Genomic DNA, 14,307 nt, shown 5'->3' on the forward strand with positions numbered 1-14,307 from the left:
TATGCAAAAAGCGCTTGCGCGGCAAACGAGTTTGTAGAATGATATACATAGAACGATACACAAAATGATCGGTGCGGCCTGGTGGGTATGCGTCGGCGGGAGAAGAGACACCATGGACAGGCCCTCTCTGGCAGGCTCTATTTTGGCATCCGACAGTCAGCCATTTGCGCGGGCTGAGATGATTGCGCCCGAGATTGACAAGGGGCAGGGGGCGGCCGGCACCTTCGTACAGACGTCCTGGCAGGTGGATAGCCTCCCTACTACGGCAACCTTGAGGATCTCCGCGCTCGGTCTCTACCGCGCCTTTATCAATGGCAAGCGCGTTGGTGAGGATCTGCTGACACCCGGCTGGACCTGCTATGATGACCGGATCGCCTTTCAGGCCTACGAGGTGTCACAGCTTCTTCAGGTCGGTGAAAACAGGATCGAGATCTGGCTTGGCGATGGCTGGTACCGCAGCCAGCTGCTCTGGGCCTCCAATCCCATCTTCAATTGCTGGGGTGACCGCGTTGCTGCCATCGCCGAAATCGAGGCCTACAGCGCAGCGCTGCTGGTCACTGACGAAAGCTGGAAGAGCGGTTTCTCGCCGGTTACGCGCAACGGTATCTATTTCGGCGAAGATTATGATGCCCGCATACGGCCTGTTGCCGAAGCCGGGGTCAGCCTGCTCGATTTTGACAAGGGCCTGCTCGTGCCACACGAGGCAGACGCCGTGAAGGAGCTCGCACCGCTCGCGCCGATCGAGCATTGGCAGGATGCCGAAGGCCGGAACCTCTATGATTTCGGTCAGAATGCCGGCGCCTATATCCGGCTGCGTGTCACTGGCAAGGCAGGCGCATCGGTCCGTGTCGAGCACTCCGAAATCCTTGGACCGGATAAGGTCTTCGACAACCGCAATTATCGCAGCGCTCGCGCCGAGCTGCGTTACATCCTGTCTGGCGAAGGTGAGGAAACCTATGCGCCGCTCTTTACCTTCATGGGGTTCCGGTATGCGCGCGTGACGCTCGAAGGGGAGGTAAGCCTCCTTTCCATCGAGATGGTGCCGATCAGCTCAGTGCCCGTCGCCACTGGTGGAATCACGACGGGCGTTGCCGCGGTCAACCGGCTCGTGGAAAATACCATCTGGTCACAGCGTTCGAACTTCATCGAAATCCCGACCGACTGCCCGCAGCGCGATGAACGCCTCGGCTGGACGGGAGACGCACAAGTCTTCGCAGGCACCGCCTGCTGGCTGGCCGACAGTGAACGCTTCCTGATCAAGTATCTGCGCGACGTGATGCATGACCAGCGGGAGAATGGTGCGGTTCCGCACTTCTCGCCGGATCCGACGCGACTCCATCCCATCGACGAGCGCGGCGACTGGGCCGGCTCCACCGGTTGGGGCGATGCGATCGTCATCATCCCCTGGCAGCTCTACATGCATTATGGCAACCGGGAGGTCTTGGCCGAATGCTTCCCGGCGATGATCAAGTGGCTCGACTATCTCTGGGGTATATCGGATGGTCCTATCATCCGTCCGCCAGCGGTATGGGGAGACCACGGCTTCACCTTTGGCGACTGGCTGCAGCCCGTCGGTGACAACAGGAAGCCAAGGCCGACCGTCGCTGACGATTGTGCGGCCACTCTCTACCATTTCATCTCGACGCAGCTCGCCGCCCGTATCGCTCGCATACTCGGCCGGGACGACGAGGCGCGCCGTCTAGACGAGCGTGTAAATGCAATCCGTGCCGCCTTCCGCAAAGAGTTCTTCTCGCCCTCCGGCCGGATAGCGCACAACGACCAGACCTCGTGGGCGCTGGCCTTCCTCTATGATCTCGTTCCCGATGACTACAAGGAGGCGGGCAAGGCCTATTTCCGCCGCGTGGTCGAGGAAACCGATGGCGTCATCGGTACAGGCTTTATCGGCACGCCCGCGTTGCTGCCAGCGCTCACTGAACTTGGCATGCTTGATCTTGCGGAAAAGGTTTTTCTCAATCGCAAGGTACCGGGCTGGCTCTATCAGGTCGAGCGTGGCGCAACCTCCATTTGGGAGCGTTGGGACGCGGTGGCCGAGGACGGCTCGATCTACGATCCGGACATGAACAGCTACAACCATTATGCCTATGGCGCCGTCTGCCAGTGGCTGTTTGAAGATGTCGCTGGCCTGAAGCCGACGGCTGAGGGGGCAGGTTTTTCAAGCATCGAGCTGGACCCGGCAATTTTGCCCGCGCTGTCGCCCGTCAAGGCCTGGCACGATGTGAGGCAAGGGAGGATCGAAGCCGAGTGGAGCCTGATGGGAGATCAGGTGACCTATCGCGTCGTGCTTCCGCAAGGGGTCGACGCGTCGCTGAAGGCATCGAGCATTCGCAGCAACGTCTCGGTCAATGGACAGTCCGTCGAAAGCCAGATGGACATCAGCCTCAAGGCAGGCGAGCACATCATCACGTTCAGCATCTGATATGGCCGCGGGCGCTGCCCGCAGCCAGTGAATGATCAAGTGGTCAATAGAGGAGGAAACGACCATGAGAATGACTGCAAGAACAATTCTGGCCGCATCGCTTGCCAGTCTTCTGGCGAGTGCCGCCCATGCCGACGTAACGCTCACCATCCTGGCTGATACCAATCCTGAAACAATAAGTTTTCTGGATGTTCTGACCAAGGCCTACAGCGAGAAACGTCCTGATATCAGTTTCGACATCGAGAACCGCGCAGGTGGGGCGGAAGGCGACAACATTGTCAAGACCCGCCTTGCCACCGGAGAGATGGCCGACATCTTCCAGTACAATTCAGGTTCGCTCTTCCAGGCGCTGAAGCCGGAGCAGACGCTGGCGGATCTCTCTGGCATGCCGAATGCCGGCAATATTGCCGAGAGTTTTCGCTCGGTCGTCAGTGCGGCCGACGGTTCTGTGCGAGGCGTTCCCTTTGGTCCGGCCATGGGCGGCGGTATCTTCTACAACAGGAAGATCTACGCAGAACTCGGGCTGGAAGTGCCAAAAACCTGGGCCGACTTCATCGCCAACAGCGAGAAGGTCAAGGCGGCTGGCAAGGTCGGCATCGCTCAGACCTATGGTGACACCTGGACGTCCCAGCTCTTCGTGTTGGCCGACTACTACAACGTCAACGCCGCAGCCCCAAGCTTCGCCAAGGACTTTACCGACAACAAGGCGAAATTCGCAACGACACCCGCGGCGGCCAAGGGTTTCGAGCGCCTCGAGCAGACCGGCCAAGCCGGATTGTTCAACGCTGATTTTGGAGCTGCCAAGTTCGATGATGGCATGCGTATGGTGGCGACGGGGGAGGCGGCCCATTATCCGATGCTGACCTTCGGGATCGGCAATGTCGCACAAAACTATCCGGACAATCTGGCTGATCTCGGTTTCTTCGCACAGCCGGGCGATGACGCCGCAAAGAATGGCCTGACTATCTGGATGCCATCTGCGCTCTACAGTCCGTCCAGCGCCGAGAATGGCGAAGAAGCCAAGAAATTCCTCGATTGGGTTGCCTCCAAGGAAGCCTGCGAATTGATGGCGAAGGCTGTTCCCTCGGGTCCCTATCTGATCAACGACTGCCAGCTTCCCGCAGATGTGCCGCAGGCCGTCAAGGACATGCTGCCTTACTTCGAAGCCGAGGGTGGCACGGCCCCTGCGCTCGAATTCCTCTCTCCGGTCAAAGGCCCAGCTCTCGAGCAGATCACGGTTGAGGTCGGTACCGGTATTCGTTCGGCTGCCGAAGCGGCCGCCCTTTATGATCAAGATGTCGAAAAGCAGGCCAAGCAACTCGGCCTTCCGAACTGGTAACCTCCCGCCAGTCGAACCCCGTCCGGTCTCCCAGGTCCGGGCGGGGTCTGCATCGGAGAAGAGACATGGTCACGCAGAAATCCCCTTATCCCTACTGGTTCGTGCTGCCGGCTGCCATCGTGTTTTCGGTGCTGTTCCTGGCTCCGACATTCGCGTCCTTCTGGTTCAGTCTGACGCGGTGGGACCTGTTCTCGGCCGAGTTCATCGGCCTGGAGAACTACCGGCAATTCCTGCGGGAGCCTTTCCTGATCCAGGGCACGGTCAACACGCTCATTTATGCGATGGCAACGTCGGCCACCAAATCCATCCTTGGCTTGCTGCTCGCAGTGCTTTTGACATCGGGTATATGGGCTCAGGGGTTTTTGAGGACGGTGGTCTTCTTTCCCGTCCTTGTGTCGACCATCGGAGTTGGCATCACCTTCGCGGTGCTCATGCACCCGACGAACGGCATGATCAATGTGGCGTTGAATGCTGTCGGGCTTCCAGGTCCCGGCTGGCTGACCGATCCTTCGCTGGCGCTCTATTCGGTCATCCTTGTCGATCTCTGGAAAGGGGTCGGTCTTGCGACGCTGATCTATATTGCCGGTCTCGCAACGATCAGCCAGGACTACTATGAGGCTGCACGGATCGACGGTGCCACCCGCACGCAGATGTTCTTTCGCGTCACGGTGCCCTTGGTGCGTCCGGCCACCGTCACCGTGGTGACACTGTCACTCATCGGCGGCCTTCGCAGTTTCGATCTCATCTGGGCCATGACCCGAGGCGGCCCAGGCTTCTCCTCGGATGTGCTGGCGAGCGTCATCTACAAGCAATACCAGGCTGGCTTCTACGGTCTCTCGACGGCGGGCAATGTCGTCCTGTTCTTGTTGATTGCGCTGATCATTCTGCCACTGACAGCGTGGTTCAATCGTCGGGAGGTGGATCTATGACCCGTCGTCAGCTCTACACAGGCATAGTCTCGCTTGCACTTGCGTCCATCATCTTCATCCTACCCTTCATATTCATTTTCCTGACGGCAGCTAAAACACGTCAGGACGCCTCGCGCCTGACATTCACCTGGCCTGTTGAATGGCAGTTGTGGGAAAATTTCCTGCAGGTGCTGGAGACCCGCAACTATCTCCTGCTGCTTGCCTATTTCAACTCGACTGTCATCACGGTCTTTGCGGTGACACTGCTCGTGCTCTTCGGCGCCATGGTGGGCTATGTCCTGCAGCGACGCCCTTCACGCTGGAACAAGGTGATCTATGGTTTCGTCCTGGCCGGTCTGATGATTCCGCCGGCGGTTGTACCGACAATCTGGGTGCTGCAGTCCATCGGTCTGTTCAAGACGATCACCGGCATGATCTTCATCCAGGTTGCCTATGGTCTCGCCTTCTCGGTTCTGCTGTTCCGCAGCTTTATCGCGACCATCCCCCGCGACCTCGATGAGGCGGCGCTGATCGACGGGGCAACGCCTTTGCAGATCTTCTTCCGTGTGATCCTGCCGCTTCTGAAGCCGGTCACGGTGACCGTTATCGTCGTGCAGTCGATCACCATCTTCAACGACTTCACCAACCCGCTCTACTATCTGCCGGGCCGCGAAAACGTGACGGTGCAGCTCACGCTCTATAACTTCCAGGGCCAGTTCCAGACCCAGTTCAATCTGCTCTTCATGAACATCCTGCTGGTCACCATCCCACCGCTTATCGTCTACATCTTCTTCAACCGACAGATCGTGGCCGGCATGACCGCCGGTGCCGTCAAAGGATAGTCGCATGACCAGTGTCGTTCTCAAGGAGATCCGCAAAAGCTTCGGCAGCCTCGAGGTCATCAAGGGCATCGACCTGGCTGTTGAAAGGGGCGAGTTCTGCGTCTTTGTCGGTCCGTCCGGCTGTGGAAAGTCCACGCTGCTTCGGATGATCTCGGGCTTGGAAACGTCGAGTTCGGGCCAGATCGTCATCGACGGCGAGGATGTGACCCACGCCGAGCCATCGAAGCGTGGGATCGCCATGGTCTTCCAATCCTATGCGCTCTATCCGCATCTGACCGTGCGCGAGAACATCGGCTTCGGGCTGTCGCTCGCTGGTCGCCCGAAGAGCGAGATCGCCGAGAAGGTCGAGAAGACGGCGGAGAGCCTGCAATTGACCCATCTCCTCGATCGCAAGCCAAAGGCCCTGTCCGGCGGGCAGCGCCAGCGGGTGGCGATCGGGCGTGCGATTATCCGCAATCCCAAGGTCTTCCTGTTCGACGAGCCACTCTCGAACCTCGATGCAGCGCTTCGTTCGCAGATGCGGATGGAACTGACCGACCTGCATTCGAAACTCGGCGCCACCATGATCTACGTCACCCACGACCAGGTCGAGGCGATGACCATGGCCGACAAGATCGTAGTCCTGAACGCAGGACGTATCGAGCAGGTCGGCTCGCCGATGGACCTCTATAACAACCCCGTCAGCCCCTTCGTTGCCGGTTTCATCGGCTCGCCGAAAATGAACCTTTACGATGGCGAGGTTGCCGCCGCAGAAGATTGCGCCACCTACGGCATCCGCCCCGAGCATCTCGTTCTGTCGAAGAGCGAGGGCAAATGGCAGGGGCGGGTCCGCCACATCGAACGATTGGGCGCAGATACCGTGGTCTACCTCGATCACCCCACGCTGAAGCAGATCGTTGCCCGCGTTACCGGTGATTTCGAGATCGCATCCGGGGAGGTGGTCCATGCCTCACCGATGAGCGGCAAGGAACACCGATTCTTGTAGTTTAAAAGACCCAGGTTGGTCGCTATTGCTGCCAATGGAGCCAATGGTGTTGGCTCGAAAGTCAACATGATTGAACTTTGGCTTATGAGCGGATGACGGTTGTCTGAAGGGCGAACAGGTTAGCGCCTGCAGGAGGCGGAGGCGGGGAATGCCTGGTTGCGGCGTGCCGTCTCAGATCTCGCCCTGGACAAGATGAGCCTGGTCCGCAGCCGCGAGATGCTTGCAAAACCGGTGTCTGACAAAGCTCCCATGGATCATGTCATCAGGAAATGGCCGTTTCCGGAGACGGCCAGGCGGAGATTGCGGGCCAGCATCCACGACCACGAGGCATTGACCGTCCGGGCTCTCGCTCTCTTGTGAGCTTTTATGGTCGCACCACAACACCTGCTGATGCCCGATTACAGCAACCGAAGGCCGCTGGAGGCAACCCAAGACTGGAACAAGACTCGGGCGCAGACCCGAAGCGCGTGAGTTTGCATCCAGTCCAAAGGCCCAAGCATCAACTAGCCATACTTATAAATGCGGTCAATCATTTGAATAGGTCAGCGCAACCTGGTCTCGCCATGCTTTGGCGTAGTGACTGAGGCCGGGAATTGTTCGCTCGACCCGATATAGGGAATGTTCAGGCCGCAGTCCCGCGAGGATCGCAGCACCGAGGGCGGTTCCGGTCTGCGAAGTGGAGGTCAGGATGGTACGGTTTGTCAGGCTGCGGATACCGGCGAGGAATATCTGATTTGTCGCAAAGGGTCCCTCGACCATGATCTCTCCCTTGGAGCCGATCATCTCCAGGCACGTCGCGGTCATCAGGGCCTGGTAGAGGCTGGCGGCTGTTCGACGCTCAGCGGCATCGGCTGGCTCGGCGATCCATTTGCCTTGTGCCAGTGGGAAGGGGCCGGTGCCCTTCACCGTGCCGGGTAGCAGCATGCTCTTGCCGGCAAGAACTGCGTCGAGTGCGGCCCATGCTGCCTCCGGAGCGACTGAGGAGACTTCTGCGGTCGTCACCTCCCATTCGCGTCCGCCCATGTAGCGGGCCGACGGTACGGGCGTGCCAAAGGCATCGACGTTGACCAGTGTATCACGGGCTGGATCGAGCCTGGAGGGTTGTCCGCCTGGCGCGAAGCAGATCACCCAGGTGCCGGTGGAAACAACGGTGCAGGGCTCCGTGCGATCGACCAGATGCGGCAGGAGTGAGGCGTTCGAATCATGAATGCCGCAATAAACCGGAACAGGTTTCGACAGTCCGATCTCGCGGCCGATGTCAGTGCGGATCTCGCCGAGAACATCAAACGCCGAGTGGATTGGCGCCATCTTGCCCGTGAGGCCGAGCGCGTCGACGAGCGGCGAGAAGCGGCCCTCGAAGGGGAGCCAGAGGTCTGTATGGCAACCGAGCGATGTCTTTTCGTTGGCCGCCACGCCCGTAATTCGCAATGCCCAATACTGCGGATAGGTGACGATGGTAGAAACCCGGGCAAAGTCTTCCGGAAAGCAGGTCCGCTGATAGTGCAGCTGCGCACCGAGATTGAGGCCGCCTGTCAGGCGGGGCGAGTAGGTCTCGCTAAAGTTTGGCCGCAAAGCGTCATAGGCGCTGTTTATCTCGTCGGCGTAGAGATGTTCATAATCGAGCACCGGCAGTGCGAGCGCTCCCGTTGCGTCAAGCAGGGCTGCGCTTGCTCCATGGGTGGTTATGGAGAGGGCATCGAACCCTGGTTCCCGCGCAAATTTCGACAATGACTGCAGGATGAAAGCCCAGAGCTGTTCCGTGTTGAAATGCGGATAGGGCGGGCCTGACAGTACCGCATTTGCCGTCTTATGGACGGCCATCTCTTGTCCCGTTGTGGCATCAACCAGCACCACCTTGGCATTGGTCTTGCCGATATCGATGACGGCGATGCGTTCGAAGGACTGGCTCATGGCATGTGAAAGACGGGTTTCAGATCCACCGCCCAAGGGGAGTTGTCGGGGTTGGTGGCCATGATGTCTGCCATATGCGCCCACCAGCGCCTCATCACCGGGTGAGAGGGAAGATCGGCCATTTTGTGCGTCTTTGTGCGCGTCAAAACGCCGATCAAAAGGTTTGTCTCGGGATCGAGATGGATCGTATAGTCGCTGATCCCGGCATCATGGAGGAGGTCGACGAGATCGGGCCAGATCTCGTCATGGCGCTTTTTGTATTCTGCCTCCATGCCGGGATTGAGCTTCATCTTGAAGACGTGGCGTTCGGTTTCGCTCATTGCGCGTTCCTCGCATGCTTGATTCGGCGGGCGATGATCGGCAGGGCAATGGTGATGATCAAGAGCAGGCCGATGAAGATCGACATGACGATGCCCGGCACGTTGAGAAGGCCAAGACCGAAGGTAACGAGGCCCATGACAAAGGCGGCGATGACGACGCCAACGATGGTGCCCGAACCGCCGAGGATGGAGACGCCGCCGAGCACGACCATGGTGACGACTTCAAGCTCCCAGCCTTGAGCGATCGAGGGGCGGGTCGAGCCGAGGCGCGAGGTGAGGCAGACGGCGGCAATGCCGCTCATCAGGCCCGTCAGCAGGAAGAGAACGAACTTCACGCGCTCGACCGGGATGCCGGAGAAGCGTGCGGCGTGCGGATTGTTGCCGATGACATAGACATGGCGGCCGAAATTGGTTCGGTGCAGCACGATGGCGAAGACGACGGCCATCACCAGGAACAGGACAAATTCGAAGGAGATGACCCAGAAGACATAGCCCTGGCCGAAGAAGGCAAATTCCGGCGGATATTTGCCGAATGCCTGGTCGCCGAGAACTAGATAGGAGATGCCGCGGAAAAGGCTCATCGTGCCGATCGTCACGACGATCGAGGGCAACTTCAGGCCGGCAACCAGCAGGCCGTTGAAGGCACCGCAGGCAAGGCCGGTGGTAATCCCGATCGCGACGAGACCCGGCGCGCCGACGCCGAGCTGCGCCGCATAGCCCATGGCGGTCGAGGCGAGCGCAATGATCGCGGCGACCGAGAGGTCGATCTCGCCGGCGATGATCAGAAGCGCCATGGCAAAGGCGATCAGCGCCTTTTCGGTGAAGTTGAAGGTGGCGTCAGACAGGTTCCAGGCATTGAGGAAATAAGGCGAGGCCAGCGAATTGGCGATGAAGATCGCGACCGCTACACAGAAGAGCAGAACCTCCCAGCTGCCAAGCAGTCGGCGCAACGGTGTCTCAAGGCGGTCTGGGATGACGCGTTTTGTCTGTTCGGCTGCAGTGCTCATGCGGTCACCTCCTTTCCGGCTGCCCGGTCGCGCAGGATGATACGGCCCTTCTTGGCTTCTGCGCGGGCATTGAAGACGACGGCGAGCACGATGACGATGCCAGAGATCGCCATCTGCGCGAAGGGCGAGATGCCGATCACGGGCAGGGCGTTCTTAATAACGCCGAGGAAGAGGGCGCCGAGCACCGTGCCGATCACAGTGCCGATGCCACCTGCAATCGAGATGCCGCCGATCACACAGGCCGCGACACTGTCGAGCTCGAAACCGGCGGCGATGTCGACATAGGCGACGGCGTAGCGCGAGACCCAGAGATAGCCCGAGAGACCAGCAAGCGCGCCCGAGAGCACGAAGGCGAGGAAGCGGGCTCGGCCAACATCGATGCCGGCATAGATGGCGGCGACCGGATTGCCACCTGCGGCATAGGCCGAGCGGCCGAAGGGGGTGCGGGCGAGGATGAAGCCGATCAGCAGGATGACTGCGATCGCGACCCAGGAGAGAAGCGGCAAGCCCAGCACCGGCAGGCGCGGCACGCCGAGAAAGTCCGGCTGCATCTGATGTGCATTCACCCATGCACCGCCCGAGAGCACAAAGCTCATGCCGCGATAGATGGTGAGCGTGCCAAGTGTAACGACGATCGGCGGGATCTGCAGGGCCCAGACGAGGAAGCCGTTGATGGCGCCCAGCGCCGCCCCAATGCCGATTGCAATGAGAACAAGGACGGCGAGTGGCAGGCCAGGATAGGCGCTGTCGAGCATGGCAACCGCCATGCCGGTAAAGGCGAGATTGGCGGCGACCGACAGGTCGATCGACTTCGTCAGGATCACGACCATCTGGCCGAGTGCCAGGATGATCAGGATCGAGGTGTCGTTGAAGATCGTGACCAGGTTTTCCGGCGTGGCGAAATTGGGCGCGCGCGTGGTGAAGCTGAGGATCATGCCGATGATGATCAGGGCCAGCAGCATTTCACGGTTTTTGAGCAGTTTCTGCATGGTCATTCCTCACGCATTGCCGGTTGCGGCGCGCACGAGCGTTTCGGCGTTAAGGCCTTCGCGCTCGAAGATGCCGGCTTGCAGGCCCTCGCGCATGACCATCACACGGTCCGACATGCCGAGGATTTCGGGCAGTTCCGACGAGATCATGATGATCGAGAGGCCTTCGGAGGCAAGCTCGGAGATGAAGCCGTGGACGGCGGCCTTGGAGCCGATGTCGATGCCCTTGGTCGGTTCATCGAGGATGATGACCTTGGGCGAGGTGGCGAGCCACTTGCCGATCACGACCTTCTGCTGATTGCCGCCGGACAGCGTGCCAACCGGAACCGAGAGAGCGGCTGCTCGCAGATCCAGCCGCTCGGCGAAGCGGCGCGCAAGCTTCAATTCATTCGCCGCCTTCAAGAAGCCAGAGACGGAGGTCCGGATCAGCGAGGGCAGGGACATGTTCTGGTAGATCGGCAATTCGAGCGCCAGACCATGGCGGCCGCGTTCCTCCGGCACGTAGACGATGCCAGCGGTGATCGCATCGGAGGTGTTGCGAATGGTGATCTCGCGACCTTCAAGTTCCAGCCTGCCGGACTTCGGACGGGTGATGCCGAAAATCGACTGGCAGAGTTCAGAGCGGCCAGCACCGATCAGGCCGTAGACGCCGAGAATTTCGCCCTTGCGCAGGGTGAAGCTGATGTCGCGGAATTCGGTATCGTGGCTGTAGCCCACAACACTCAGGATCGGTGCGCCGATCACGGCCTCCGTTTTCGGGAAGACGTCGTGCACATCGCGTCCGACCATCTGCCGCACGATCTCGTCCTGAGGCGTGTCTTTGAGCACGCCGGAGCCGACCATGCGGCCATCGCGGAAGACCGCGTAATTGTCGGCGATCTCGTAGAGTTCATCGAACTTGTGGCTGATGAAAAGGATCGCCTTGCCCTGGCGTTTCAGGCCCTCGACGATGCGGAAGAGATCGTCGATCTCCTTGCGCGACAAGGCGGCCGTCGGTTCATCCATGATGACGATGCGCGCGTCGACCGATAGCGCCCGGGCAATGGCCACCAGATGGCGCTGGGCGATCGAGAAATCCTTGAGTTTTGTCGTCGGATCGATGTCGCTTTCCAGCGCCTTCATCAACTGCCGGGACCGCTCGTTGATGGTGCGCCAGTCGATGAGGCCGAAGCGGGTTCGCGGTGCATGGCCGAGGAAGATGTTCTCGCCAACAGTCAGCTCATCGAAGAGGACCGTCTCCTGGTGAATGGCGGTGACGCCTGCATCGATCGCCTCCTGGGCATTGGCGAAGCTCCTGGGCTTGCCGTCGATGAGGATCTCGCCCTCGTTCGGGCGATAGATGCCGGTCAGGATCTTGACGAGCGTCGACTTGCCGGCACCGTTCTCGCCGATCAGCGCGGTCACTTTGCCCGGATAGAGGGCGATGTCGACCTTGTCGAGCGCCTTGACGCCCGGAAAGATCTGGGAAATGCCGCGCATTTCAAGAATGGGCTCGCCAGCCGGGATCGCGCCCGCCGCGAGCTTGGCAGATTGAACGGTCATCATTTTACTTACCGACTGAAGGAGAATGCCCGGCGGCTGGAGCCGCCGGGTTTGGTCCGCCGAGATCAGAAGATCTTGGAGAATTCCTCGATGTTCGAGGCGTCGTAGACGAAGGGATCGGCCATGGCGGCTTCGCCACCGTCACCAACCTTGATCTTGCCCATGCGGCCGGCTTCGATTTCCGAACCCGGTGCTGCATCGGTTTCGCCCTTGGCGAGACGATAGGCGATCTGGGTTGCGGAATAGCCGAGGTCGATCGGGTTCCAGATGGCGAATTCCTTCGTGGCACCCGACTGGATGGCGCCCGCCATTTCGGAGGGAAGGCCGAGGCCGGTGACGTAGACGTCGCCGATCTTGCCGGCATCCTTGACGGCTTGCGAGGCTGCGAGAACGCCAACCGTCGTCGGAGCGACGATGACCTTGACGTTGGTCTGAGAGGTCAGAAGGCCGTTGGCTTCGCGGTAGCTCTTGTCGGCGAGGTCGTCACCATAGACGGTGGTTACGAGATTCAGGCCGGGAAAGTCCTTCAGCTGCGCCTTCATTTCCTCGATCCAGATGTTCTGGTTGGTCGAGGTGGTGGTGGCGGAAAGGATCGCGAAATCACCCTTGCCGTCGGGCAAATGGTTGGCGGCGAGCTGCAGGCACATCTTGCCGATTAGCGCGTTGGACGACGGGTTGAGGTGCATGATGCGGCCTTCAGGCGCTACGCCCGAATCCCAGGAGATGACCTTGATGCCGCGGTCCATGGCCTTTTTCAGAGCCGGGACCACTGCGTCCGGATCGTTTGCCGAGATAGCGATGGCGTCAACGCCCTGAGCGATCAGCGAGTTGATGACTTCGATCTGCCCCTCTGCGGTTGTCGAGGTCGGGCCGGTATAGATGACTTCAACGCCACCGATTTCCTTGGCTGCTTCCTGTGCGCCCTTGTTGGCGGCTTCGAAGAAGCCGATGCCGAGCGACTTGACCACAAGTGCGATCTTCATGTCAGCTGCCTGTGCGGCAGAGCCCATTGTAGCGAGTGCAATGGCGGCACTGGCCAGCAAGATTTTCGTCAGTTTCATGTTTTCCTCCCAGGTTGATGAACTGCTTTACTCTCCCTCCCGGCGCCTCCTCAGGCGACCGATGAGGTATCCTCCCTTGCCGCCGAAGCCATGGGCTTCACGGTTATGAGCTTCACGCCGGCGTCGGTGACCATGGCGGCCGCCTCGTCGGAAATTCCGTCATCGGTGATGATCGTCGACACCTTGTCGAGCGCGCACAGGATCAGGCTCGAGCGCTTGGCGAACTTGCTGGAGTCGACCATGACAATCAGCTCTTCGGCCTGGCGCGCCAGCTTCTGTTCGCTCTGGATGACGAGCGCGTCCGATTCCATCACCCCGAGTGCATTGATGCCCTGCGCGCCGATGAAGATGCGGCGGGCGTAGAAATTGCGAATTGCGTCATTGTCGAAAGGCGACAGGATCAGGCTCTGGTCGCGATAGATCGCGCCGCCGGGAACCGACACCGTGCACTTCGAATGCTTCACCAGATGCTCGGCGATCGCGAAGGAATTGGTCATCACCTGTAGGCGGCGGGCCGACATGAAATGCACCATCTGGAAGGTGGTGGTGCCACCATTGATGATGATCGAATCGCCTTCTTCGCAGAGATCGACGGCTGCGCGCGCAATTGCGCGTTTCTTGTCGATGTTGACCGATTCGGAAACGCGGAACGGGCGAGCGGCGAGATTTCCAAGCTGCGGCGGGTGCACGGCTTCTGCGCCACCGCGGACGCGCCTCAGCTTTCCCTGCACATGAAGAGACGCGATATCCCGGCGGATCGTGGCTTCTGAAGCCTCGGTCAACTCGGCAATATCCTGCACCGTGATCACAGGCTTTTCCTGGATCGCGCTCAGAATAATGCGATGGCGTTCGCGTTCGTGCATGGGGTCCTCCTGACGGTGATTTATTCGCAATGTTTTTACGCTGTCAATCAGAAACGATCAAAAAGAATAATACTGCAGCGCACAATGAAAAGAAATGATCGAA

The 14,307-nt window shown here is 59.8% G+C and carries 12 protein-coding genes; 5 read left to right on the plus strand and 7 right to left on the minus strand.

The genetic code is table 11. From position 1 onward, the window contains the following. Positions 1 to 112: 112 nt before the first annotated feature. The 5 genes from H6M51_RS17975 (at position 113) to H6M51_RS17995 (ending at position 6,511) form a co-directional block, all read left to right on the plus strand. Positions 113 to 2,437: a family 78 glycoside hydrolase catalytic domain gene (locus H6M51_RS17975; RefSeq protein ID WP_407073595.1), complete on the plus strand. Its 2,325-nt coding sequence runs from the start codon at positions 113 to 115 to the stop codon at positions 2,435 to 2,437. Between the two features lie 64 nt (positions 2,438 to 2,501). Further along, on the plus strand, positions 2,502 to 3,776 hold the full coding sequence (locus H6M51_RS17980) for an ABC transporter substrate-binding protein (protein WP_185811198.1): 1,275 nt from the start codon (positions 2,502 to 2,504) through the stop codon (positions 3,774 to 3,776). A 65-nt stretch (positions 3,777 to 3,841) separates the two neighbouring features. Continuing rightward, positions 3,842 to 4,705 (plus strand): carbohydrate ABC transporter permease, encoded by an 864-nt coding sequence (locus H6M51_RS17985; RefSeq protein WP_185811199.1) that lies wholly within the window; start codon positions 3,842 to 3,844, stop codon positions 4,703 to 4,705. Then, positions 4,702 to 5,526: a carbohydrate ABC transporter permease gene (locus tag H6M51_RS17990; protein ID WP_185811200.1), complete on the plus strand. Its 825-nt coding sequence runs from the start codon at positions 4,702 to 4,704 to the stop codon at positions 5,524 to 5,526. Before H6M51_RS17985 ends, H6M51_RS17990 begins: the two co-directional genes overlap by 4 nt. Positions 5,527 to 5,530: 4 nt before the next feature. Next, a complete protein-coding gene (locus H6M51_RS17995) occupies positions 5,531 to 6,511 on the plus strand; it encodes an ABC transporter ATP-binding protein (RefSeq protein WP_185811201.1) in 981 nt (326 codons plus the stop codon). A 525-nt stretch (positions 6,512 to 7,036) separates the two neighbouring features. Here the strand turns inward: H6M51_RS17995 and H6M51_RS18000 are convergent. From H6M51_RS18000 to H6M51_RS18030, 7 genes are all read right to left on the minus strand, one after another. Then, a complete protein-coding gene (locus H6M51_RS18000) occupies positions 7,037 to 8,422 on the minus strand; it encodes an FGGY-family carbohydrate kinase (protein ID WP_185811202.1) in 1,386 nt (461 codons plus the stop codon). Beyond that, positions 8,419 to 8,742: an L-rhamnose mutarotase gene (rhaM, locus tag H6M51_RS18005; protein ID WP_185811203.1), complete on the minus strand. Its 324-nt coding sequence runs from the start codon at positions 8,740 to 8,742 to the stop codon at positions 8,419 to 8,421. The genes H6M51_RS18000 and rhaM overlap by 4 nt, the downstream gene beginning before the upstream one ends. Then, on the minus strand, positions 8,739 to 9,749 hold the full coding sequence (locus H6M51_RS18010; RefSeq protein ID WP_185811204.1) for an ABC transporter permease: 1,011 nt from the start codon (positions 9,747 to 9,749) through the stop codon (positions 8,739 to 8,741). Before H6M51_RS18010 ends, rhaM begins: the two co-directional genes overlap by 4 nt. Next, positions 9,746 to 10,738: an ABC transporter permease gene (locus H6M51_RS18015; RefSeq protein WP_185811205.1), complete on the minus strand. Its 993-nt coding sequence runs from the start codon at positions 10,736 to 10,738 to the stop codon at positions 9,746 to 9,748. Before H6M51_RS18015 ends, H6M51_RS18010 begins: the two co-directional genes overlap by 4 nt. Before the next feature lie 9 nt (positions 10,739 to 10,747). Next, positions 10,748 to 12,283 carry a sugar ABC transporter ATP-binding protein gene (locus H6M51_RS18020; RefSeq protein ID WP_185811206.1) on the minus strand — a complete coding sequence of 512 codons (1,536 nt, stop codon included), beginning with the start codon at positions 12,281 to 12,283 and terminating at the stop codon, positions 10,748 to 10,750. A gap of 62 nt (positions 12,284 to 12,345) precedes the next feature. Beyond that, the gene (gene rhaS, locus H6M51_RS18025; RefSeq protein ID WP_185811207.1) at positions 12,346 to 13,341 is read right to left on the minus strand and encodes a rhamnose ABC transporter substrate-binding protein; all 996 of its coding nucleotides are present in this window, start codon (positions 13,339 to 13,341) and stop codon (positions 12,346 to 12,348) included. A gap of 50 nt (positions 13,342 to 13,391) precedes the next feature. After that, the gene (locus H6M51_RS18030; RefSeq protein WP_185811208.1) at positions 13,392 to 14,204 is read right to left on the minus strand and encodes a DeoR/GlpR family DNA-binding transcription regulator; all 813 of its coding nucleotides are present in this window, start codon (positions 14,202 to 14,204) and stop codon (positions 13,392 to 13,394) included. Between the last annotated feature and the right edge of the window lie 103 nt (positions 14,205 to 14,307).

Source organism: Rhizobium sp. AQ_MP, assembly GCF_014237835.1.
In the GTDB taxonomy this organism is placed as follows: Bacteria; Pseudomonadota; Alphaproteobacteria; order Rhizobiales; family Rhizobiaceae; genus Allorhizobium.